This is a genomic window from Corallococcus sp. AB018, assembly GCF_003986945.1.
In the GTDB taxonomy this organism is placed as follows: Bacteria; Myxococcota; Myxococcia; order Myxococcales; family Myxococcaceae; genus Corallococcus; species Corallococcus exiguus.
On sequence record NZ_RAWR01000098.1, the window covers coordinates 1 to 21,518 of the forward strand.

A 21,518-nucleotide genomic window follows, 5' to 3' on the forward strand; every position below is an offset into this window, starting at 1 on the left:
GTCGCGGGGGGACTGACCGGGCCCCGCGTATCCGTGGGCGCCTTGGTGGGCGGCGGGGAGGCGATGGCGGCGGAGGCGGCGAACAGGGCGGCGACGAGGAAGGTCTTCATGATGATGGGCTCGGATTCGTGACAGACGGCCCGCGCTGGAGTGCGCCGGGCATCGTCATCGCGGCTCTAGAGGGGGGCGGAGGTTTGTTTATTCACTCGCCGTCACGTGGAGCCCGCTCGCGCGCAAGCTCCCACGCCCAAACGACAACAGGGGCGCCCTCGTGAGGAGAGCGCCCCTGCCGGGACCGCATCCTGTCCGTCCCTTGGAGGCGGACAGGGCGCGAGTGAAGCGAGGGATCAGCCCTCGGTCTTCGTCTCGGTGGTGGTCTTCTTCTCGGTCTTGGTCTTCGTGCCCTTCTTGCCGGCCTTGCCCTCGTGCTTGGTCTCGGTCTTGGACTCGGTCTTCACCTCACCCTGCGCCTCGACGGGGGCGGCGGCCTCGGTCTTCGCCTCGACGGCGGGAGCCGGCTGCGCGGCGGGGGCGGCGGCGGGAGCCGGGGTGTTGGCGAACGCGGTGGTGGCGGCGAAGAGGGCGGCGACGATGACGGTCTTCATGGATGGCTCCGGGGACGACACGCCGACGCGGAATTGCATCGGTTGATGCCATGACCCTTGAGCACTCGCCGTGCCAGCACCGGTTTTGAGCAACTTCGCGGGGTTCTCCAGGTAGGAGCGGATCCGCCATGGGGAGAAACTCCTCAGTTGCGATTGCAACAATGGGTGCAAGCTCCCCAGGCAGGCGCACGTTGCTTTGACGGCAACGACGCTCTTCTGCAAGCTGCACCGCAACCTTCCGTTCCGAGCACCACGCGCCGGGACATGAAGGGGAGCATGAAGCCCGGACGTCCTCGTCGTGCATGTCGCGCGGCCAGGTGTCGGGAGAGATGGCGTATGCGGCACCTGCTGGTGGCATGGAGTGTGGCGTGGCTGGGAGTGGGATGCGCCGCGACCATTCCCCCCGAGCGCCTCCAGGCCCAGGTGTTGGAGACGGAGCGCTGGCAGCGCGAGTTCCAGTCCGAGCGCGAGCGCACCGAGGCCCTGGCGGCGAAGCTGGCGGCGCTGGAGTCCGCGCTGGAAGAGCTGGCGCAGGAGCGCGCGGAGGCGGAGCAGGCGCGCGCGGAGGCGGAGCAGGCGCGAGCGACCGCCACGGAAGAGCTGGCGCGGCTGGAGACGGAGCGCCACTCGCTGGAGGAGCACAACGCGCAGCTGTTGGCGCGGCAGCGCGAGCTGGCGGCGCTGCACGAAGAGCTGTCGGACGTCTGGTACGAGTCCGCGCTGGAGCGCGCGCGGCGGCGCACCCAGCCGCCCCTGCCGGGTGCCACCTCCACCGAGGCAGCCAGGCCGGTGCCGTGAGTTTCGCGTGGGCATCCGTGACGGGACGCCCGCTGGTTCTTCCTCTGTCGACCCAAGGAGCGTCCCCGTGGCGATGAACTCGCGGACCCCCATCCGTGGATACCGCGCGGGTTTCTTCTTCGTGGTGATGCTCCTGTCGGGCGTCACCGGCTTCATGCTCCTGACGGAGGTGCGCACCGGGCGTCAGGTGGACGCGCTGGTGTTGGAGGCCCTGGAGCGCGCGAGCCTCATCGGCCGCATCCGCGTGGACGTGATGGCGCTGGAGTCCGCCATCGAAGCGCACGTGCGCTCCAGCGGCGACGCCGAGCGCAAGGAAGCCGACGCGGTGATGGAGGACATCCTGGGCAGCATCCGCCAGTCCTCGGAGGCGTACATGCGCCACCTGCCGCCCGGCGAGAAGGAGATCTGGCTGCGCTTCAACGGCGCGTGCCAGGGGCTGGCGGATCAGGTGCGCGCGGCGGCGGTGTTCTCACGGCAGCGCGACGCGGAGCGCGCCCGGCGCCACCTGGTGGAGAGCATCCGTCCCCTGGCGGCGGAGGTGGACCAGCTGGCGGGACAGCTGGCCACGGAGAACGCGTCCGACGCGCGCGTGCTGGTGGGGCGGCTGGGCACGCTGCGGGTGCGCAACACGGCACTGGGCGCGGCCACCACGCTGCTGGCCATCCTGCTGTCCATGCTGGTGGGCTGGCACATCATCTCCCTGCTCAAGCGCCAGGACGCCACCATCCAGGGCCAGTTGGAGGAGCTGGGGCGGCACAACCAGGAGCTGGATGCGTTCACCCGGCGCGTGGCGCACGACCTGATGGGCCCGCTGTCCCCGCTCAAGGGCTATCTGACGCTCATCCGGCGCTCCGGCGCGGTGAAGGACCCGGGCGCGCTGGAGATGATTTCGCAGTGCGAATCCAGCGCGGTGCGCATGGGGGAGCTCATTGAAGCGCTGCTGCGCTTCTGCCGCGCGGGCACCCGGGGCGACGGGACGATGGGGGAATTGGACACGGCGGTGAGCACGCTGCTGTTGGAGGTGAGTCAGACGGCGACGGCGCTGGGCGTGTCGCTGGAGCGCGAGCTGGAGCCGGGCGTGCTGGTGGATTGTCCGGCGCAGCTGCTCCAGGTGGTGGCGCGCAACCTCTTGTCCAACGCGGTGAAATACACGGCGGGGAGGCCGGATCCGCGCGTGAAGGTGCGGGTGGCGACGGAGGGGGCGGACGCGGTGGTGGAGGTGACGGACAACGGGCTGGGGATGAGCGCGGCGACGCAGGCGTCGCTGTTCCAGCCGTTCTTCCGGGCCGCGGAGGTGCGGGGCATTCCTGGGCACGGCCTGGGGCTGGCCACCACCCGGCGCGTGGTGGAGGCGCACGGCGGCACGCTCACGGTTCATTCAGAAGAGGGCAAGGGCACGCGGATCCGCGTGCGGTTCGCACGAGTGGCGCGCACTCCGGCGCCGCTTGTGGTGGAGTCCGACGCCCACTCCATCCGCAAGGCCTCATGAGCACAGCCCGAATCCTCGTCGTCGATGATGATCCGCATGCGCGGGACCTGCTCCAGCGCCTGCTGGGCGTGCTGGGGCCGGTGACGCAGGCGCCGGACCCCAAGGGCGCGGCGGAGCGGATGGGCGAGCAGTCCTTCGACCTGGTGCTCACGGACATGGCCATGCCCGACCCGGGCGACGGCCTGAAGGTGCTCCAGACGGTGAAGTCGAACCTGCCGGACACGCCGGTGATTGTCGTGACGGCGTTCGGCAACATCGAGGGCGCGCTGGACAGCATCCAGCTGGGCGCCTTCGACTACCTGTCCAAGCCGTTCGACGTGGACGCCATCATGCGGGTGGCGAAGCGCGCGCTGGAGCAGAAGCGGCTGGTGGAGGAGAACCGCACGCTGCGCAAGCAGGTGGAGCGCACGTCGCTGGTGGGCCGCAGCCCGGCGCTGCTGGAGGTCTACAAGCAGGTGGCCCGCGCGGCGACCAGCAACGTGCCGGTGTTGATTACCGGTGAGACGGGCACGGGCAAGGAGATGGTGGCGCGGGCGCTGCACAAGCGCTCGGCGCGCGCGTCGGGGCCGTTCATCCCGGTGGACTGCGGCGCCATCACCGAGTCGCTGATGGAGAGCGAGCTGTTCGGCCACGCGAAGGGCAGCTTCACGGGGGCGTCGGGCGCGCGGCGCGGCCTGTTCGAGGAGGCCAGCGGCGGCACGCTGTTCCTGGATGAGATTGGCGACGTGGGGATGAAGGTCCAGTCGCAGCTCTTGCGCGTGCTCCAGGAGGGGGAGATCCGCCGCGTGGGCGAGAGCGTCCCGGTGAAGGTGGACGTGCGGGTGCTGGCGGCGACGAACAAGGATTTGAAGGCGCGGGTGGCGGAGGGGCTGTTCCGCGAGGACCTGCTGTACCGGCTGGACGTGGTGCACCTGCACCTGCCGCCGCTGCGCGAGCGGCGCGAGGACATCCCGGCGCTGGTGGAGCACTTCGCGTCGCTGCACGCGAGGGGCGGGGTGCGGCCGGTGGTGACGGCGGACGCGATGGCGCGGCTCACGGTGTACGACTGGCCGGGCAACGTGCGGCAGTTGGAGAACGTGATGGCGCGGGCGCTCGCGCTGAACGTGACGGGCGTGCTGGGGCCGCCGGACTTCCCGGAGCCCATCGGTGACGCGCCCAAGCGGCTGACGGGACTCGCGGGGGATTTGCCGAGCCTCGCGGAGCTGTCCAGGCGCTACGCGGCGCACGTGCTCCAGCACGTGGGGGGCAACAAGAGCGAAGCGGCGCGCCTGTTGGGCGTGGACCGCAAGACGCTCTACAAGCTCCTGGAGGCGCCGGAGTCGCCCGAAGGGATTCCGCCCGCGGAGGGGCGGAGTTGATCCGCGGCGGCGCTTTCCGCCGTTCGTGGCAATCGCCGTTCAGGGCGCAAGCCCTGCCCACCCACGCGCTTCCGCGCGCAGGAGATCGCACCTGAGCCGACGTTGAGGATGTCAGCGGGGACCCGTACCGTTGCGGCCCGTATGCGCCGCCGCTGGTTCCCCCTCGGACTCCCCCTGTTGTTCTTCGCGTGCGCTCCGGTGGAGCCCCCCGTGCCCGCCGCACCGGTGGACGCGGGCACCGTGACAGCACAGGCCCCCGTGCCCGAGGCGGAGGCCGTGCCCATGGAGTCCGCGCAGGCACTCCACTCCGCATGGCAGGCCACCGCGCCCGAGCCCGCTGATGACGGTGGCGTCACGCATGCGGCTGCTCCCGCGCTGCTTGACGTCATGGAGGAGCAGGAGGACGAGGACGCGGGCAGTGCGCTCTCGCTGGCGCAATCCATCTCCGTTGGCGCGAACACCGGTGCCCTTCCGGGCGAAGAGGAGCCGCAGGTCATCACCGAGTCCGAGGTCCCCGTGCTGGAGCTGGGGCCGGACGGCGAGCCGTTGATCGACGCGGACGACGACGCCACCGCGACCGATGCGGAGGCCCTCGCGCAAGCGCTCGACGGCGGGAGCGCTCCGGGTTCGCCTGACATCGCCATGGGCTCCGACCCGAACGCGCCTGTCGCGAACGCGGGGACAGACATCCACGGTCCGCCCCCGGCAACGCCCATCACGGGGGCCGACGGTGACGAGGACACGGTCGCGGAAGCACCGCTCACGGAAGTCGACGCGGGCATGGAGCCCTATGCCATCCCGTACGCGCCGGACGCGGGGTCGCTGCGTGTGCGCCGCTCCATCGCGGTGCGCTCCGAGCCCCGGCAGGACTCACCTTCGCTGGGCACCGTGGCCCAGGACATGCGCGTGAAGTGGCAGGGCGCGATGCGCGGGCCGGACTGCGAAACCTGGGTGCAACTGCAACCGCGTGGCTGGGTCTGCGAGCGCTACCTGGAACAGAACTTCCGCGAGCCCCGCGTCCGCCCGCTGCCCCGAGTGGAAGAGGGCGCGCTCACCCCCGGCGTCTACGCGCGCGTGGTGGGCCACCGCGTGCGCGCCTATCCAAGCCTTGCTCTCGCCCGCCGGAAGAAGCAGGGCGTGCTGCTCAAGGGCTCCGTCACCGTGAAGCTCCTGGGCCAGGTGAAGGTCGGCCGCCGCACCTTCTGGCGCACCTCCGACGGTCAGTACTTCGAAGCGCGCGTGCTGCGTGAGCACCGCCCCTCCGACTTCAGCGGCCTGGACGCGGAGGCACTCGCGTCCCTGCCCATGCCCTTCGGCTGGGCCCAGTCCCGCGCCGCGCCTCGCACGGACGTGGTGGTGCGCAAGGCCCCGGACGCGCGAGCGGAGCGAGAGACGACCCTCCCGCCGCGCACGCTCGTCTCCGTGCGAGAGCTGTCCCCCGACGGCCAGTGGGTCCGCATCGCCGAGGACCACTGGGTGGCGCGCGATGACCTGCACGTCGCGTGGTCGCTGGCGTCACCGTCCATCGTGGCGCCTGGAGCGCGCTGGCTGGACGTGGACCTGGAGTCCCAGACGCTCATCGCCTACGAGGGCGACCGCCCCGTCTACGCCACGCTCATCTCCTCCGGCAAACCCGGCACGGACACGCCAGAAGGTCTCTTCCGCATCTGGGTGAAGTTCGCGGAAGCAGACATGACGGGCAGCATGGGCAAGGCCAGCTACCGCGTGGCCACCGTGCCGTGGACCATGTTCTTCGAGGGCGACTTCGCCCTGCACACCGCCTACTGGCACGACCGCTTCGGCGAACCCGTGAGCCACGGCTGCATCAACCTGGCCCCCAAGGACGCGCGAGCCCTCTACGGCTGGACCACGCCGGAAGTGCCCACCGGCTGGTCCATGGCCCACGCGATGCCGGACGACCCCGGCACCTGGGTGCGCATCCGAGGACAGGCCCACGAGGCGCCGAAGAAGCGCCGCAAGGGCGCCCCCGTCGTCGCCACCGTGCGCGACCTCTAGCCGGCTGTCGAAGGGCTACATGAACAACGCGCGATTGAGGCGGACCCCGTACTCCGCATCGGGATTCGTGGTGCCGTCCCCGACCCGTTCCGTGATGGCCGCCACCCCCAGGTCGCGCCGCTTGGGCAGGCGCGCCGCCTCGGCTGCCGCCAGCGCCGCCGGCAGCTGCTCTCGGGTGAGGTCCGTGCAGTAGCACGGCGCGCCAGGCTGCTGCCGCCACGACTCCGCGAGCGTGCCCGCGTCGAATGCGTCGAACCCGGTGTTTTCGACGAGCGCCATGCCCACCTTGCGATCCGCGTCCCGGTCCGCCGCCACGGAGAGCGCGATGCGCCCCGGGCTCCCCGGAGCCATTCCCTTGGTCGCGAAAGACGCGGAGCCAATCGAATTCCACGCCTTGACGATCGGCCGGCCCAGCAGCTCGGCCACCCACACGCTTTCGACCTGTCCGGCCTCGATGGCGGCGATCTTGCTGTCACGGGCGGGGTAGTAGTTCGACGTGTCGATGACCACCGTCCCAGCGGGGACGCTGGCGATCAGCGGCGCGATCCCGGGCAGGCGGTTCAGGGGAATGGAGAGGATGACGGCGTCCACGTCGGCCACCGCTTCCGCGGCCGTGACCGCGCGTGCACCGGAGGCCAGCGCATCGGCCTCGATCGTCTCCGGGCCACGCGAGTTGGCCACCTTCACGTCATGCCCGGCCGCACCCAGCTTGCGCGCCAGGGTCTTCCCGATGTGTCCAACGCCGACGATGCCAATCTTCATGATGGAATCTCCTTCTGCTTGTTGAGGTCTTCACTCCGCCGGGTGCGCGAGCGCTTCGAGCGTGCGACGAAGCTCGTCCAGGCCCCGGTCGGACAGCTGGCATGCCGACTTGATCTTCCCGGAGATGCCCCGGACCTTGGCTTCAAGGGCGCGGCCCCGGGATGTCAGGTCCACCATCACCCGGCGCTCGTCGGCAGGGTCGCGTTTCCGCGTGACGAACCCCGCCGCATCGAGCCGCTTGACCAACGGCGTAATCGTGCCCGTGTCCATGTCCAGGCGGCCGCCGAGCTCGCCGACGGAGAGGGGCGCACCATCCAGCAGCGCGAGGATCACGAGGTACTGGGGGAACGTCAGGCCCAGCGGCTCAAGGAACGGCTTGTGCAGCCGCACCATCCGGTTGGCCGCGCCATAAAGGGCGAAAGACAGCTGCGTGCCGACGCTTTTCGATTCCAAGGCCACGTTCTCTCGTGCGCTATTGTCTAGCGCGCTAGATAATCGGGGGCGTGTCGTGGATCAACTGCTTCCAGCCGGTCAGGGGGAGGGGGGCGCCGTGCTCTAGCCGCCCAGCACGGACACCGTGACGCGGCGGCGGTGCGGTGACGTGCGGTGCTCCCAGACGTAGACGCCCTGCCACGTGCCCAGGTCCGCCTCGCCGTCCTTCACCGGGATGCTCAGGGACAGCTGCGTCAGCACCGTGCGCACGTGCGCGGGCATGTCGTCCGGCCCCTCCGCGTCGTGCTGGAACAGCGGATCCCCGTCCTTCACCAGCCGGGAGAAGAACGCCTCCAGGTCGCGCTGGACGACGGGGTCCGCGTTCTCGCCGATGATCAGCGACGCGCTGGTGTGGTGCAGGAACACCGTGCACAGGCCCTCGCGGATGCCCGTGCCCTTCACCGCCTGCTGCACCTCACCGGTGATGTCCACCAGGCCTCGGCCTCGCGTGGACACCGTCAGCTCCTTCGCCTGATACACGCGAAACCCTCCGTGTCCCGCGGGTCAGCGCCCGTCCAGCTGCCTCACGAGGAACGCCGCCAGCTGCTCCAGCTCCTCGGTGATGATGGTGTGCCCTCCGTCGAACGGCAGGAACTCCACCGGCAGCCCCGCGCCCGTCAGCAGGTCGCGCAGGCGCTCGCCCTCCTGGAAGGGCAGCACCGGATCCTGCCGGCCGTGCCCCTGGAACACCGGCAGGGATGGCCGGCCCCGGACCTTGGGCTCCCACTCCTTGCCGGCGACCATGGCCCCGGACAGCAGACACAGGCCGGCGGGGCACTCCTCCAGCCGCAGCGCCACGTCCGTGGACATCATCGCGCCCTGGCTGAAGCCTCCCAGCACCACGCGGTTCAGTGGCACCTGGAGCGCCGCCACCACGCTCATCAACGCCCGGCGCGCGGCGGGCATCCCCGGCGGCACGGTCTGGGAGTACTGCGGCCAGTCCCGTCCCTGGCCCATCAGGATGGCCATGGGAATCTCAAACCACGCGCGGCCCCCGGGCATGCCCAGGGCGTCCAGTGACAGCAACGCCTCCGGGAAGACGAACCGCACGCCCTGCGCCAGGCGGGGCGCGGCCATCATCAGCTCGGGCGCCAGCGCCACCAGGTCCGTGCCCGGCGCGCCAAAGCCGTGGCTCAACACCACCACCAGCTCCGGCGTCGCGCCCTCGGGGAGCGCGTCCACCACGTGGCAGTCCAGCTCACCCAGCTTCGTGCGCACGTGGCGCGGACGGAGGCTCACGGCTGCGTGTCGCTGATGGTGATGTGCTTGATGCTCACGTCCGTGAACGGCCGGTCCTGCCGGTTGCGCTCCACGCCGGCGATCTTCTGCACCACGTCGTAGCCCTTCACCGTCTCACCGAAGATGGTGTGCTTGCCCTTGAGGAACTGCGGCTTGGACGTGGTGATGAAGAACTGGCTGCCGTTGGTGCCCGGACCCGCGTTGGCCATGGCCAGCAGGCCCTCCTTGTCGAAGTCCCGGTTGCTCTTGAACTCGTCCCCGAAGCGGTAGCCCGGGTCGCCCCGGCCGGTGCCCGTGGGGTCGCCGCCCTGGATCATGAAGTCCGGGATGACGCGGTGGAAGAGGACGCCGTCGTAGAGCGGCTTGCCCTCCTCGCGCTCACCCGTCTTGGGGTTGATCCACGGCTGCTCGCCCGTGGCCAGGCCCACGAAGTTCGCCACCGTCTTGGGCGCGTCCTTGGAGAAGAGCTTGATGACGACGGTGCCTTCGCTCGTCTCCATCGTGGCCCAGAGGTCCTGGCCCTCCAGGGCCTTCTTCTGGAAGCCCTTCGCGGAGGCCGCGTCCGTCTGCAGGCTCACCGTGCGAGGGGCCGGTTGTGCTGCGGGGGCCTTCGCCGCGGGCGGCTGCTCCTTGTCCTTGGAGCACGCGGTCAGGGCGAGGCAGAGGAGTCCAGCGGTCAGGAATCGGGTGCGCATGGGGCGGGCATCCTAGCGGCTTTCGACCCGGCTCCAGCGTGTTAAAGAGGGTCTCTACTCCCGGAGGTTTCCCCTGTGACAACCGGACAGGAATGGCTGGTTGACGCGAGCGGCTGCGCGCCGGAGCGGCTCAAGGACGCGGCCGCGCTGGCGGCACTCTTCGAGGAGCTGGTCGTCCTGATGGACCTGAAGGTCGTGGGCCAGCCGCAGTGGCACGTCTTCCCGGAGCCCGGCGGCGTCACCGGCCTGGCGCTCCTGGCCGAAAGCCACCTGACCGTCCACACCTTCCCGGAGCATGGCTTCGCCGCGCTCAACGTCTACTGCTGCCGCACCCGCGCGCGTCCGGACTTCGCCGCGCTGGCGGCGAAGCATCTGGGCGCCACGTCGTGCCGCGTGCGCGAGCTGTCGAGAGGGGTGGAGGCGTGACGCAGGGGGCGTGTCCGTCGTGTGGCGCGAGCGTGGAGTTCTCCGCCGGGTCGGCGCAGGTCGTGGTGTGCGGCCACTGCCAGACAATGGTGGCCCGCGTGGGCGCGGAGCTGGAGGACCACGGCCGCGTGGCCCGCATCGTGGAGACGGACTCTCCGCTGCGCCTGGGGCTGGAGGGCCGCGTCAACGGCACCTCGTATCAAATCGTCGGACACCTCCAGAAGGACCACGGCGCCGGCCCCTGGGACGAGTGGTACGTGGAGATGGCCGACGGCCGCACCGGCTGGCTCAGCGAGTCCGAGGGCGCCTTCCACCTGCTCTCCGACGCGGGCGTGGAGGAGGGCATCGAGCTGGAGCACCTCCACCCCGGTGACCGCCTGCGCCTGCGCAACCGCCCGCTGGTGGTGGAGGAGCGCGGCCACGGGCGCGTCGTCGCCGCGGAGGGACAGCTCCCCAGCGACGTGGATCCAGAGGCGGACAGCTACTACGTGGACGCCACCGGCCCGCGCGGCCTGTTCGTCACGCTGGACTTCGGCAGGCGCGACCGCGACCCGGAGGTCTTCCTGGGGCAGCGGCTGGAGCTCAAGCAACTGGGCATCCCCGCGGGGGAGCTGCGCCCTCGCGTGCGCAAGGCCCAGCTCCAGCAGGCGCGCTGCACCAACTGCAATGGCCCGCTGGAGCTACGCGCGCCGGACCAGGCGATGCGCGTGGCGTGCCCGTACTGCGGCGCGCTGATGAGCGTGACGCAGGGCAAGCTGGCCTTCCTCAAGCTGCTCCAGAAGCCGGAGCTGCCGGCGGCCATCGCCCTGGGGCAGAAGGGCACGCTCGACGGCACGGAGTGGATTTGCATCGGCTACCAGGAGCGCTCGTGCGAGGTGGAGGGCACGCGCTACCCGTGGATGGAGTACCTGCTCTACAACGCGGCGCGCGGCTTCACCTGGCTGATGGAGTCCAACGGCCACTGGGTGTTCCTGACGCCCATGGCCGCCGGTGACGCGAGCGTCGTGCCGCAGGTGTCCGCCTTCTACGAACGCCGCCGCTACAAGGCCTTCCAGTCCGTCACCGCCGTCACCGACGCGGTGGTGGGCGAGTTCTACTGGAAGGTCTTCCAGGGCGAGAAGGCGCGCGCCACGGAGTACGTCGCGCCGCCGTACTCGGTGAACGAGGACGCCACCGACAACGAAGTCACGTACACGCATGGCGAGTACCTCTCCCCGGAGAAGGTGCGCGACGCGTTCAAGCTGAAGGAGCCGCTGCCCAGGCCCCGGGGCATCGCGCCCAGCCAGCCCAACCTGCGCCGCGAGTCGATGATGCGCACGCTGCGCTGGTCCGCGGTGTGGCTCCTGGGCCTGTTCGCCCTGGCGGGTCTGCTCCACGCGCGCGCGCTCAATGCGCGGGTGCTGGACCTGCGGGTGACGCTGCCCCGGACCGCGACCTCCGGCTCCCCGGATGCCATGCACTTCAGCGAGCCCTTCGAGCTTCTGCGGGACGGCAACGTGCGGGCGGAGATCCACATGTCGCAGCCGCTCGACAACTCCTGGGTGGGCGTGCAGGGCGACCTGGTGAACCAGGACACGCAGGACGTGGTGAGCTTCTACGAAGAGGTGAGCTACTACCACGGGCGCGACAGCGACGGCTCCTGGAGCGAGGGTGGGCAGAATGGCAGCGTGTTCCTGTCGTCGCTGCCCAAGGGGAAGTACGTGCTGCGGACGACCACGTCGTTCGACCCGAACCTGAAGCTCACGGGCCCCTCGCTGGGGCCGGTGCTCAGCTACCAGGTGCTGCTCACGCACGACACGCCCAACGAGAGCTGGTTCATCATCGCGCTGGTGTTGCTGCTGGTGATTCCGGCGCTGTCGTTCTTCGGCGCCCACAGCTTCGAAACCGAGCGCTGGAAGGAAAGCAACCTGTAGTGCGCGGGCTGGGAGGTGGACGATGAAGTACCTGGGCGGACTGGTGCTCGTGGCGTATGCGTGGGCCACCTATACGGGCTGGGCCCCATTCAGTGACGAGGAGCGCGGGCGGGTGACCGGCGACGTGAAGCGCGGTCCCGGCGGCGTGCTGCTGTGGACCGGTGGATTCATGGGAGGCAAGTGATGCTGTTGCTCGGAGTGGTGGTCACCCTGCAGGGAGTGCTGGCGAGCGTCATCTATTCGCTCATCGGCCTGGTGGTGTTCGTGGCCGGCTTCTACGTCATCCGCCTCATCCTGCCGTACGACGTGCACAAGGAAATCGAGGTCGACCAGAACACCGCCCTGGGCATCGTCATCGGCTCGTTCATCCTGGGCCTGGCCATCATCATCGCGGCGGCCATCAGCGGCTGAAACACGTGACGCTTTGAACAAGACGCTGCTCTTCCTCACCGTCCTCGTCATCGCGACGTGCGGGCTCATCTACGAGCTCATCGTCGGGACGCTCGCCAGCTATCTGCTGGGGGACAGCATCACCCAGTTCTCCACCGTCATTGGCGGCTACCTCTTCGCCATGGGCATTGGCAGCTACCTGTCGCGCTTCGTGGAGCGCGGGGTGGCCCAGCGATTCGTGGAGATAGAGCTGGCCGTGGCCCTGGTCGGCGGGCTGTGCGCGCCGATGCTGTTCCTCACCTTCACGCTCACCAGCGTGTTCCCCGTGGTGCTGTACGGCAGCGTGCTGCTCATCGGCACGTTGGTGGGGCTGGAGATTCCCCTCCTGCTGCGCATCCTGCAGGACCAGCTCAAGTTCAAGGACCTGGTCAGCCAGGTGCTGACGTTCGACTACCTGGGCGCGCTCGCGGCCAGCGTGGCCTTCCCGCTGCTGTTGGTGCCGAAGCTGGGGCTGGTGCGCACGTCGCTGCTCTTCGGCCTGCTCAACGCGGGCGTGGGGCTGTGGAGCACGTGGCTGCTCGCGCCCGTGCTGGCCAACCCCGTGCGCCTGCGCATCAAGGCGGTGGCGTTGTGCGCGGGGCTGCTGGTGTGCTTCGCGATGGGGGACCGGCTCACCACGTTCTACGAGGACCAGCTCTACGCGGATGACGTCGTCCACGCCACGAGCTCCCCCTACCAGCGCATCATCGTCACGCGCGGCAAGCGGGGCTTCTCGCTGTTCCTCAACGGCAACCTCCAGTTCGCCAGCATCGACGAGTACCGCTACCACGAGTCCCTGGTGCACCCGGCCATGGTGCGCGCGCAGAAGGTGGAGCACGTGCTCATCCTGGGCGGCGGGGACGGGCTCGCGGCGCGCGAGGTGCTGAAGTATCCGGACGTGAAGTCCGTCACGCTGGTGGACCTGGACCCCGCCATCACCGGGCTCGCCACGAACTACGCGGAGCTGGCGGCGCTCAACCACCACTCCATGACGCACCCGAAGATGCGCGTCATCAACACGGACGCCATGCAGTTCCTGGCCGAGGGCGCCAACGCCTGGGACGTCGTCATCGTGGACTTCCCGGACCCCAACAACTTCGCGCTGGGGAAGCTGTACACGACGGGCTTCTACAAGATTTTGAAGAGGCACCTGTCGCCGGGCGGCGTGGCGGTCATCCAGAGCACGAGCCCGCTGTTCGCGCGGCGCTCGTTCTGGTGCGTGGAGACCACGTTGAAGGCCGCGGGCTTCTGGACGCAGCCATACCACGCGCTGGTGCCGTCCTTCGGTGAGTGGGGCTACGTGCTGGTGGCGCAGGACCGGCCCGGCCGCTACCGCCCGCTGCCGGAGGGGCTGGCGTTCCTGGACGAGGACACGCTGGAGGGGCTCACGCGCTTCTCCCCGGACATGTCCCCGCTGCCGGCGGAGGTGAACCGGCTGAACAACCAGGTGCTGGTGCACTACTACGAAGAGGAGTGGCGCCGGTGGAACTGACGCGGCGCGAGCTGGTGGCCGCGTTCCTGGGCGCCTCCGTGGCGAGCGCCTGTACGCGGCAGGCCGCTCGCGCGCCGGTGCCGGGCGCCATCGTGGACCGGGCGGTGGATACCGGTCACAAGTTGCGCACAGGGCCGCTGCCGCGCGCGCAGGACTTCGAGCCGGTGGGCGTGTTGATTGTCGGCGCGGGCGCGGCAGGGCTGTCCGCCGCGTGGCGCCTGTCCGCCGCGGGCGTGAAGGACCTGCGCGTGGTGGAGCTGGAGACGGAGGCCGGGGGCACGTCCCGCTCGGGCCGCAACGCCGTGTCCGCGTTCCCGTGGGGCGCGCACTACCTGCCGTCCCCCCTGGAGGACAAAGGGCCGGTGATGCGCCTCTTGCGAGAGATGGACGCCGTCACCGGCGTGGACGCGGAAGGCCATCCGTCGTTCGCGGAGGAGCTGCTCATCCAGGAGCCCGACGAGCGCGTCTTCTACAGGGGCCACTGGTACGAAGGGCTGTACCTGCGCGCGGGCGCGAGCCCGGAGGACCTGGCGGAGCTGGAGCGCTTCGATGCGCGGATGAACACCTTCGCCGCCGCGCGCGACGCGAAGGGGCGCAAGGCGTTCGCGGTGCCAGTGGCGCTCTCCAGCGACGACGCGGAGTGGACCGCGCTGGACGCGCTGAGCATGGCGCAGTGGATGGCGGCGGAGGGCTTCCGCTCGCCCCGGCTGAAGTGGTTCGTCGACTACGCGTGCCGCGACGACTACGGCACCACCTCCGAGCACGTCTCCGCCTGGGCAGGCATCTGGTACTTCGCCGCGCGGCAGAACGGGAAGGGTGAGCGCAGCGACGGCTTCCTCTCCTGGCCCGAGGGCAACGGCCGGCTGGTGAAGCAGCTGGCGTCGTCGCTGGGTCCGCGTCAGCTGGAGACGCAGGTGCTGGTGCACACGGTGGAGCCGGGAGAGGACGGCTGCCGCGTGCACGCGCTGGATGCGCGCACCGGGGCGCCCCGGGCCTTTCGTGCGCGGCAGGTGGTGCTGGCGTGCCCGCGCTTCGTCGCCGCGCACGTGGTGGCGCCGTGGCGCGAGGCGCGACCCGCGTGGATGGACGCCTTCGTCTACAGCCCGTGGGTGGTGGCGAACCTGACGGTGTCCGCGCCACCGGCGTCTCGGGGCTTCCCGCTGGCCTGGGACAACGTCTTCTACGAGAGCCGGAGCCTGGGCTACGTGGTGGCTACGCACCAGTCGCTGCGCCAGGACTCGCGCGGGCCCACGGTGCTCACCTGGTACCTGCCGATGGCCGGCGCGGACGTGAAGGCGGAGCGCAATCAGGCCCTCTCCGCGACGTACGGGGACTGGGAGGCGCTGGTGATGGCGGACCTGTTGCCGGCGCACCCCGGGGTGGGCGCGCTCGCGCAGCGGCTGGAGGTGCAACGCTGGGGTCACGCCATGGTGCGGCCCCAGCCGGGCTTCCTCTGGGGCGAAGCTCGCCGCGCCGCGCAACAGAGCCTGGGGCGGCACCTGCACTTCGCGCACACGGACCTGGGCGGCATGGCCCTCTTCGAAGAGGCCAACTGGTTCGGCGTTCAGGCCGCGGAGCGGGCCCTGGCGGGAATGGGGCTAAAGAGCGCCAGTTGGTTGTAGCCATTGGAAGCGGGAGGGAAGGGCACATGAAGGACAGTCGCTTCAGCCGGGCGGAGTTCCTCGGACTCACCAGCCTGCTCGCGGGCTCTACGCTGTTCCCGACCCGGAGCCAGGCGGCTCCTGACGGAGGCACGCCGTCCCTGCGCACCGTCAAGTCGCCGGGGCTCGCGGGCGTCCCCGCCGCGGAGGCGGCTCCCAAGCCCGTCTCCCAAGCCGAGTACGAACAGCTGCGCAAGGGCTGCACCGCGTCGCTGCCCGTCAGCTCCACGTCCGACGACGGCGCGGAGTACGTGCGCATTGGCGAGTGGATGCAGCGCCAGAAGCTGACCAGCGACTTCTACGGCAACGGCGACTTCGTGCAGGCCTTCGAGAAGAAGCTCGCGGACCTGCTGGGCTTCGAGGACGCGTGCTTCATGCCCACGGGCACCATGGCGCAGCTCATCGCGCTGCGCATCTACGCGGATGCGAGCAACGTGCGCACGGTGGGCGTGCACCCGTCGTCGCACCACGTGCTGCATGAAGACGACGCCTATTCCGTGCTGCACCAGCTGCGCGCGGTGAACCTGGGCCCGTGGACGCGGCCGCTGCTGGCGGAGGACGTGGTGCAGGCGCGCGACACGCTGGGAAGTGTCAGCGTGGAGCTGCCGGTGCGCTGGCTGGGCGGGCAGCTCCAGACGTGGGAGCAGCTCCAGGAGCTCAAGCGCACGTGTCGCGACAAGAAGGTGAAGCTGCACATGGACGGCGCGCGGCTGTGGGAGAGCCAGCCCTTCTATGGCCGCTCCTACGCGGACATCTGCAAGGGCTTCGACTCCGTCTACGTGTCCTTCTACAAGATGGTGGGCGGCATCGGCGGCGCGATGCTGGTGGGCAACCGCGACTTCATCAAGGAGTCGCGCGTGTGGCGCCACCGGCACGGCGGCAACCTGTTCCACCTGGCCCCGCTGGTGGCCTCCGCCGCCATGCGCTTCGACGCGGCGCTGACCGCCATTCCCGGCTACGTGAAGCGCGCGAAGGCGCTCACCACGCTCATCGCGGCGGACTCCCGCGTCACCGTGCTGCCGCAGCCCGTGCAGACGAACCTGTTCCACGTGTTCCTGCGCGGCTCACCCCAGGCGTACAGCCGCCAGCGCGACCGCATCGCGCGTGAGGACCGCGTCTGGGTGGCGGGAGGCTTCGGACAGACGCGCGTGCCCGGCGTCGTGTCCACGGAGCTGCAGGTGAGCGAGGGGCTGGGCTCCATCAGCGACGCCGACGCGGCCCGGGCCTTCCTGCGCCTGCTGGAGGCGGCCTGATACCTGGCCGCCTGCCGTGACGTCGGGTGTCAAAGTCAGACACCCGGCGTGTGAAACACAGCCTTGCAGTGCGTCAGGCCGCCTTCTTGATGCTGTACTGCGGCTCCTGCTCCTGGGCCTTCAGGAAGAACTCCGAGTCGAGCAGCATCACGATGCGGCCCTTGTCGTCATGGAACGCGATGGGGCCGTGCGCGGTGAAGTGCACGAGCGACTCCTCCAGCGCGGTGGTGGCGGGATGCTCGGCGCCCAGCGGCTCGAACTCGTAGTCGCCCGCGCGGGTGATGCCCAGGCGGTCCTGCGTCGAGCCGGAGAGGATGAAGATCTCCGCCGGTCCCAGGTGCTTGTGCGGCGCGAAGACGGCGCCCTTCTCCATCTTCAGGATGGCGCTCCACACACCCGTCTCCGCGCTCACGCGCAGCAGGCGGTAGGACGTTCCAGGCCCGAGCGGCTTCCACTCGAGGTCCGAGGTGTGAACCAGTCCATTCATCATCGCCGTTCCGGACATGACAGCCTCCTCGCTCAGCCCTGCGTCTGTGTGTCTTCAACCATGATAACGCCCAGGAAGGAAAACCTTGCAAGTTAGTCTCACGTGTCGGGTTGTTGTCTTTAAACCGCCCCTTTGTCTCAGGAAGATTCCACGGCGGCTGTTCGCGAACGCCGCTGCTGGTCGCATTTTCTGATCAGGCAGCAAGCATCCGGTGATTGTGGACCCATGTGGAAACCCGCAGGGTGGCTCACCGGCGATTGAGGCGGGCCTGCGCCAGCCGGTGGAACGAGCGCGAGTCAGATGTGTCGTCGCGGGGGACCGCGCGATAGAGCCCCCGGGCCGCTTCCGTCAGCCCGAAGGACTCCGCGAGCCGGGCCTTCACGTAGAGCAGGCCCGCGTTTGCCGGAGTGTCCGCGCCGCCCAGGTCCATGGCGTCGTCCACCAGCTTTCGTGCCTCCACCAGCTTGCCGGACTCCGCCAGCAGCGCGGCGAGCAGGGCGGTGGGCGTCGTGTCTCCTTCCGCGCCCAGGCGCACGGCCTTCTGGGCCCACGCGATGTCCTCGGGCCTCACCCGGCCGCGGTACAGCGCCGCCCAGGCCAGGGTCCGGTACGCATCAGCCCCCCCGCCTCCCAGGTCCATCAGCTCGCGCGTGGCTTCGTCCAGCCTCGCCCAGTTGCCCAGGTTCAGGGAGGCCAGCATCAGTGACTCGAAGCCAAGGCTGTCCGTGTGCAGCAGCCCGAGCCGGCTCTCGGACACCTGGCGCAGCTCCGCCCACCGGCCGCTCTCAGAGAGCATCTCGCGCTTGAGCCAGAAGGCATCCGCGGATTGCGGTACGTCCGAGCGCACCTCGTCCAGGATGACCTCGGCGTTCGGGCTCTGGCCGTTCGCCCGCGTGGCCACCGCCAGCGCCATCATCAGCCGGTGCCGCTCCTGGCCCGACGCGTACTGCGCCTGGGCCCGCAGCGCGGCGAGGACGCGCGCGTCCCCCGTGCTCGCGCCCAGGTAGGCGCATGCGGCGCGCAGGTGCGTCACGCCCTCCGCTCCGGAGAAGCCCCGCAGCGTGTTCGCGAAGGAGGCCAGGGGGGACAGGCCCGTCGGCTCCACCGCGCGGGTGTCCGCCACGGCCCATTCAATCCACACCAGGGCCTGCTTGAGCTTGCCGGCATCCAGCCATCGCAGCGCCTCCGCTCCCAGCGGGCGCGGATCCGTCACCGAGCCCAGCAGGCGCAGCTGGTTGCTCTCATTCACGATGTACCAGGCGTCCTCGTACACCTGTGCGCCCAGCAGGAACTTCAGCCGCACCCGGTAGCCGATCTTCTCCTGTCCCTCCACCTTGAGGTCGAGCGCGGCCACCGCGAGGTCCGCCATGGAGGACTCGCCCACGGTGTCCAGGGAGGTCCGTGAGAAGCGCGAGGCCTGGGCCTGGAGCAGCTCCAGCTTGCGGTCCAGCGTGCTGTCCTCGCGGTCGCGGTTGGACAGCAAGGGGCGGATGGTGGCCTTGAAGTCCTTCGCGTCGCGCGCCGTCCAGGCCGCCTTGACGATGCGGCGCACCAGCGCCTCCGGCCCCTTCTCCTCCTTCGCGTTCTTGCCGTCGCGGGCGTTCTTCGCCAGCTCCAGCTGGAACTGGCGGTCCGGGTCGTAGGCGCCCTTGAGCGCCGCCTCGAAGAGCTTCACCGCGTCACCGGCCCGGCCCCGCGTGAGCAGGTGATTGCCCGCGAGCGCCAGCGCCTGGCGGCGCGCGTCCGGCCCCTCGAACTCGAGGTCCGCCGCCGCGATGGCCTCCGGGATGCCCTGGCGTTCCGCCGTGGTCATCACCAGCACCTTCGTCCGCAGGTCGGAGGGCGCGGCCTTGCGCGCGGTCTCCAGCGCCTCGGCGGTGGCGCCCGAGCGGAACAGGGCCGCGATGAGCCGGTCGTCCACGTCCTGTGCGTGCAGGTCATCGCGCAGGTGGCGCCAGGTGGCCACCGCCTCGGCGAGAGGCGCGCCCCGGCCGAAGCGCTCGCCCTCGCGGTTGTGCTCCAGCAGGTCCGCCAGGAGCACGTTCGCGGAGATGTTGTCCGGCTCCAGCGCGATGGCCTTGCGGCACGCCGCCACCGCGCCCTCCAGGTCCGCGCCCGGCAGCATCGGCTGTCCCTGCGGGTCGTGCTGCAGGATCCACGCGAGCACGTGGTGGACCAGCGGCGAGGACGGCTGCTGCTCCACGGCCCGGCGCGCCTCGATGCGGGCCTGCTCGCCAAAGCCCAACCGCAAGAGCGTGCCGGCGTAGCGCGCGCGCACCTGCGCCGAATCCGCGCGCGACGTGAGCCGCTTCTCGTAGAGGTCCAGGCCGTCCTTCACCCGCCCCGCCTCCACCAGCCGGGCGCCCCGGTCCTCGAACTCCACCTCCATCGGTGCCCGGTGCGCGAACGTGGCCAGCGCCGTGCGGAAGGCCGTCACCTCGTCCGGCGTGTAGCGGCGCTTCACGGTGTCGAAGCGGAAGGTGGCGCTGAGGCCGCCGTCGGACTCGCGCGTGTAGGCCAGCGCGAGCGTGGCGGGCCCCAGGGACAGCGTCTCGTCGCGGGGGACGGTCCGCACGCCGAAGCCCTGGGGCGGGCGCAGGCGGTAGCGCACCTCCGCGCGGTAGGCCACCGGGAGCACCAGGTCCGCCTTGCGCTTCGAGGGCAGGGCGGGCTTGCGGCCCAGTTCGTCCGGCAGCAGCTCCCGTACGTCGTCCAGTGAGTCCGGCAGCCAGGCCAGGGGCGAGTCGAGCCGCAGGGGGACGCGCACGCCGCGCCAGCCCGTGGTGGCGAAGCGCGCGGACGCGACGTCCAGCTCCAGCCGGAAGGGGCCGGTGCCCTCCTCCAGCGACGTGTGCTTCAGGCCCTCCAGGGTGCCCTGGTACTGCGCGGTGGCGAGCGCCTCCAGGTTGCGGCGCAGGTCGTCCGGGCGCACCGCGCGCAGCAGGCGGCGGTACTGCACCGCCAGCGAGCCCGACAGCTCGCGCGTCTCCTTCACGCGGGCCGGGCCCTCGTCGGACAGCTCCACGGTGCGGGTGAAGAGGGCGGTATTCGCCGAAGGGGGCGCCTCGTCGATGACGGTGAGCCCCTGGGTGTCCTGCGCGGCCACCAGCGCGTGACGTCCCTGAAGCTCCGGGGCGAGCATCCCGGCCTCCGCGCCTGGATCCGTGGGGTCGATCCACAGGGCGGGCGTCCCGGGAACGTGGACGATGGCGTGATTGAAGAAGCCCATGCCCGGAAGCTCAGGCACGTCCTCGCGCCCGGAGCGCACCAACGCCACGTGGGCGGGGATGCCCGCGCCGCGCAGCAGGCCCACGAGCAGCGTGGACATCTCCTTGCAGTCGCCGTACTGGCGCGCGAGCACCTGCTTCGGCGGAGCGGGAACGATGGCGGCGGCGCCGAACTCCAGGCCCGTGTAGCGCACCGACTCCCGCACCTCCTCCAGCAGCCGCTGCGCCACGACGCGACGGTCCTTGGAGCCCTTCGCGAGCGCGCGGGCCCGGGCCTGGAGCGACGCGCCATCCAACTGCTCCTCCACGATGGTGTCATAGGCCCGGGCCACCTCGTTCCAGGAGCGGCCCGTGGAGAAGGCCACGTGCGGCTGGAAGGCCTGGGCCGCGGGCAGGTCCGCCTCCAGCGGTGTCACGGCGGCGTAGGGGCCGCCCTCGAAGCTCAGCCGCTTGCGGTCGGACTGGTGCTGCGGCAGCGGCTCCAGCGGCAGCCCCTGGACGCGCAGCGCGAGCTGGGTGCTGGGGGCCACGTCGATGGCCAGGCGCACCTTGCGCACGGGCACGGGGCTGGCGAAGTAGAAGTGCGTGACGACGCCCGCGTCGAAGAACGCCTGCGTGTCCTCCACCACCGACTCCATCTCCACGATGCTGCCGGGCCGCAGCGAGGGGAGCGGCGCGCGCAACGCGCGGGTGTCGCTGTAGACGTCCGGCGCCGAGTCCTCCACGGGCGCGTCGTGCAACGTCCCTTCATCCAGCGGGTGCTCCTTCCCATCCGGCGTGATGACGCGGGCGCGGAGGACGGGGCGCTGCTGGCGCCAGGGGGACCACTCGGCGCGGGCCTCGGCCCACTGGCGCACGCCCGCGGCGGTGAGGATGCGGAAGACGTTGCGGTGGGTGGTGCGCCAGCGGTGGGGCCCCAGCTCCTGGTAGTTCCCTTCCCGCAGCAGGACCTCCACGTCACCGCCCCCCGCCGGCGCGGGCAGCTTCGCGGCGCTGGTGGCCATGGCGGAGGCGGAAGCCGTGAAGGCCGGCCCTTCCCAGGGCAAGGCGCGCTCGGCGCCCAGGGCGGGAAGTGAGGCGAGGAGCAGGCAGAGCAGCGTGGAGGACGTCACATTCCGGCGGGCCGGAACCGGTGAGGCATTGCGCATGGGCGTGGGAGCGCGCCCTTCCAGACGG

General features: G+C 70.5%; 19 protein-coding genes. 11 read left to right on the plus strand and 8 right to left on the minus strand.

Annotated elements, in window-relative coordinates:
- Window positions 1-347: 347 nt before the first annotated feature.
- Window positions 348-605 carry a hypothetical protein gene (locus D7Y11_RS21400; protein ID WP_126934640.1) on the minus strand — a complete coding sequence of 86 codons (258 nt, stop codon included), beginning with the start codon at window positions 603-605 and terminating at the stop codon, window positions 348-350.
- Between the two features lie 336 nt (window positions 606-941).
- On the opposite strand from D7Y11_RS21400, the gene D7Y11_RS21405 reads away from it, so the two are divergent.
- The 4 genes from D7Y11_RS21405 to D7Y11_RS21420 all read left to right on the plus strand — a co-directional run bounded on the left by D7Y11_RS21405 (window position 942) and on the right by D7Y11_RS21420 (window position 6,266).
- A complete protein-coding gene (locus D7Y11_RS21405; RefSeq protein ID WP_121754065.1) occupies window positions 942-1,403 on the plus strand; it encodes a hypothetical protein in 462 nt (153 codons plus the stop codon).
- Between the two features lie 73 nt (window positions 1,404-1,476).
- Window positions 1,477-2,892, plus strand: a complete 1,416-nt coding sequence (locus D7Y11_RS21410; RefSeq protein WP_126934641.1) for an ATP-binding protein — start codon at window positions 1,477-1,479, stop codon at window positions 2,890-2,892.
- Complete coding sequence (locus tag D7Y11_RS21415; protein WP_126934642.1) at window positions 2,889-4,250, plus strand: sigma-54 dependent transcriptional regulator; 1,362 nt, start codon at window positions 2,889-2,891, stop codon at window positions 4,248-4,250. Before D7Y11_RS21410 ends, D7Y11_RS21415 begins: the two co-directional genes overlap by 4 nt.
- Window positions 4,251-4,460: 210 nt before the next feature.
- On the plus strand, window positions 4,461-6,266 hold the full coding sequence (locus tag D7Y11_RS21420) for a L,D-transpeptidase family protein (RefSeq protein ID WP_306770450.1): 1,806 nt from the start codon (window positions 4,461-4,463) through the stop codon (window positions 6,264-6,266).
- Window positions 6,267-6,281: 15 nt separating this feature from the next.
- On the opposite strand, the gene D7Y11_RS21425 is transcribed toward D7Y11_RS21420, so the two are convergent.
- From D7Y11_RS21425 to D7Y11_RS21445, 5 genes are all read right to left on the minus strand, one after another.
- Window positions 6,282-7,028, minus strand: coding sequence for an NADPH-dependent F420 reductase (locus D7Y11_RS21425; protein ID WP_126934643.1), 747 nt, complete (start codon window positions 7,026-7,028; stop codon window positions 6,282-6,284).
- 30 nt (window positions 7,029-7,058) lie between these two features.
- Window positions 7,059-7,487, minus strand: a complete 429-nt coding sequence (locus D7Y11_RS21430) for a MarR family winged helix-turn-helix transcriptional regulator (protein WP_120577373.1) — start codon at window positions 7,485-7,487, stop codon at window positions 7,059-7,061.
- A gap of 96 nt (window positions 7,488-7,583) precedes the next feature.
- Window positions 7,584-8,000, minus strand: a complete 417-nt coding sequence (locus D7Y11_RS21435) for a secondary thiamine-phosphate synthase enzyme YjbQ (RefSeq protein ID WP_120577374.1) — start codon at window positions 7,998-8,000, stop codon at window positions 7,584-7,586.
- A 24-nt stretch (window positions 8,001-8,024) separates the two neighbouring features.
- Window positions 8,025-8,759, minus strand: a complete 735-nt coding sequence (locus D7Y11_RS21440; protein ID WP_126934644.1) for an alpha/beta hydrolase — start codon at window positions 8,757-8,759, stop codon at window positions 8,025-8,027.
- Complete coding sequence (locus D7Y11_RS21445; protein ID WP_120577376.1) at window positions 8,756-9,454, minus strand: peptidylprolyl isomerase; 699 nt, start codon at window positions 9,452-9,454, stop codon at window positions 8,756-8,758. The genes D7Y11_RS21440 and D7Y11_RS21445 overlap by 4 nt, the downstream gene beginning before the upstream one ends.
- A 75-nt stretch (window positions 9,455-9,529) precedes the next feature.
- Between D7Y11_RS21445 and speD the strand changes: the two genes are divergently transcribed.
- Genes speD through D7Y11_RS21475 form a run of 7 tightly spaced genes read left to right on the plus strand, consistent with a single transcriptional unit; the run spans window position 9,530 to window position 16,628 of the window.
- Window positions 9,530-9,880 (plus strand): adenosylmethionine decarboxylase, encoded by a 351-nt coding sequence (speD, locus tag D7Y11_RS21450; RefSeq protein WP_120577377.1) that lies wholly within the window; start codon window positions 9,530-9,532, stop codon window positions 9,878-9,880.
- Window positions 9,877-11,793, plus strand: a complete 1,917-nt coding sequence (locus tag D7Y11_RS21455; protein ID WP_126934645.1) for a DUF4178 domain-containing protein — start codon at window positions 9,877-9,879, stop codon at window positions 11,791-11,793. Before speD ends, D7Y11_RS21455 begins: the two co-directional genes overlap by 4 nt.
- A gap of 22 nt (window positions 11,794-11,815) precedes the next feature.
- Window positions 11,816-11,977: a hypothetical protein gene (locus tag D7Y11_RS43860; protein WP_014393983.1), complete on the plus strand. Its 162-nt coding sequence runs from the start codon at window positions 11,816-11,818 to the stop codon at window positions 11,975-11,977.
- Window positions 11,977-12,204 (plus strand): DUF350 domain-containing protein, encoded by a 228-nt coding sequence (locus tag D7Y11_RS21460; protein WP_014393984.1) that lies wholly within the window; start codon window positions 11,977-11,979, stop codon window positions 12,202-12,204. The genes D7Y11_RS43860 and D7Y11_RS21460 overlap by 1 nt, the downstream gene beginning before the upstream one ends.
- A 13-nt stretch (window positions 12,205-12,217) precedes the next feature.
- A complete protein-coding gene (locus D7Y11_RS21465; protein WP_121754066.1) occupies window positions 12,218-13,714 on the plus strand; it encodes a polyamine aminopropyltransferase in 1,497 nt (498 codons plus the stop codon).
- Window positions 13,705-15,336, plus strand: a complete 1,632-nt coding sequence (locus D7Y11_RS21470) for an FAD-dependent oxidoreductase (protein ID WP_199745979.1) — start codon at window positions 13,705-13,707, stop codon at window positions 15,334-15,336. Before D7Y11_RS21465 ends, D7Y11_RS21470 begins: the two co-directional genes overlap by 10 nt.
- A 26-nt stretch (window positions 15,337-15,362) precedes the next feature.
- A complete protein-coding gene (locus D7Y11_RS21475) occupies window positions 15,363-16,628 on the plus strand; it encodes a low specificity L-threonine aldolase (RefSeq protein ID WP_126934646.1) in 1,266 nt (421 codons plus the stop codon).
- 73 nt (window positions 16,629-16,701) lie between these two features.
- Here the strand turns inward: D7Y11_RS21475 and D7Y11_RS21480 are convergent, their stop codons facing one another.
- Both D7Y11_RS21480 and D7Y11_RS21485 read right to left on the minus strand, forming a co-directional pair.
- Complete coding sequence (locus D7Y11_RS21480; RefSeq protein WP_121754069.1) at window positions 16,702-17,133, minus strand: cupin domain-containing protein; 432 nt, start codon at window positions 17,131-17,133, stop codon at window positions 16,702-16,704.
- Window positions 17,134-17,362: 229 nt separating this feature from the next.
- A complete protein-coding gene (locus D7Y11_RS21485; protein WP_158641979.1) occupies window positions 17,363-21,490 on the minus strand; it encodes a DUF3857 and transglutaminase domain-containing protein in 4,128 nt (1,375 codons plus the stop codon).
- Between the last annotated feature and the right edge of the window lie 28 nt (window positions 21,491-21,518).

Coding starts and splice junctions, on each gene's coding strand:
- D7Y11_RS21400 (WP_126934640.1), bottom strand. CDS start 605: ATGAAGACCGTCATCGTCGCCGCCCTCTTCGCCGCCACCACCGCGTTC.
- D7Y11_RS21475 (WP_126934646.1), top strand. CDS start 15,363: ATGAAGGACAGTCGCTTCAGCCGGGCGGAGTTCCTCGGACTCACCAGC.
- D7Y11_RS21460 (WP_014393984.1), top strand. CDS start 11,977: ATGCTGTTGCTCGGAGTGGTGGTCACCCTGCAGGGAGTGCTGGCGAGC.
- D7Y11_RS21405 (WP_121754065.1), top strand. CDS start 942: ATGCGGCACCTGCTGGTGGCATGGAGTGTGGCGTGGCTGGGAGTGGGA.
- D7Y11_RS21415 (WP_126934642.1), top strand. CDS start 2,889: ATGAGCACAGCCCGAATCCTCGTCGTCGATGATGATCCGCATGCGCGG.
- D7Y11_RS21410 (WP_126934641.1), top strand. CDS start 1,477: ATGAACTCGCGGACCCCCATCCGTGGATACCGCGCGGGTTTCTTCTTC.
- D7Y11_RS21445 (WP_120577376.1), bottom strand. CDS start 9,454: ATGCGCACCCGATTCCTGACCGCTGGACTCCTCTGCCTCGCCCTGACC.
- D7Y11_RS43860 (WP_014393983.1), top strand. CDS start 11,816: ATGAAGTACCTGGGCGGACTGGTGCTCGTGGCGTATGCGTGGGCCACC.
- D7Y11_RS21425 (WP_126934643.1), bottom strand. CDS start 7,028: ATGAAGATTGGCATCGTCGGCGTTGGACACATCGGGAAGACCCTGGCG.
- D7Y11_RS21485 (WP_158641979.1), bottom strand. CDS start 21,490: ATGCGCAATGCCTCACCGGTTCCGGCCCGCCGGAATGTGACGTCCTCC.
- D7Y11_RS21480 (WP_121754069.1), bottom strand. CDS start 17,133: ATGTCCGGAACGGCGATGATGAATGGACTGGTTCACACCTCGGACCTC.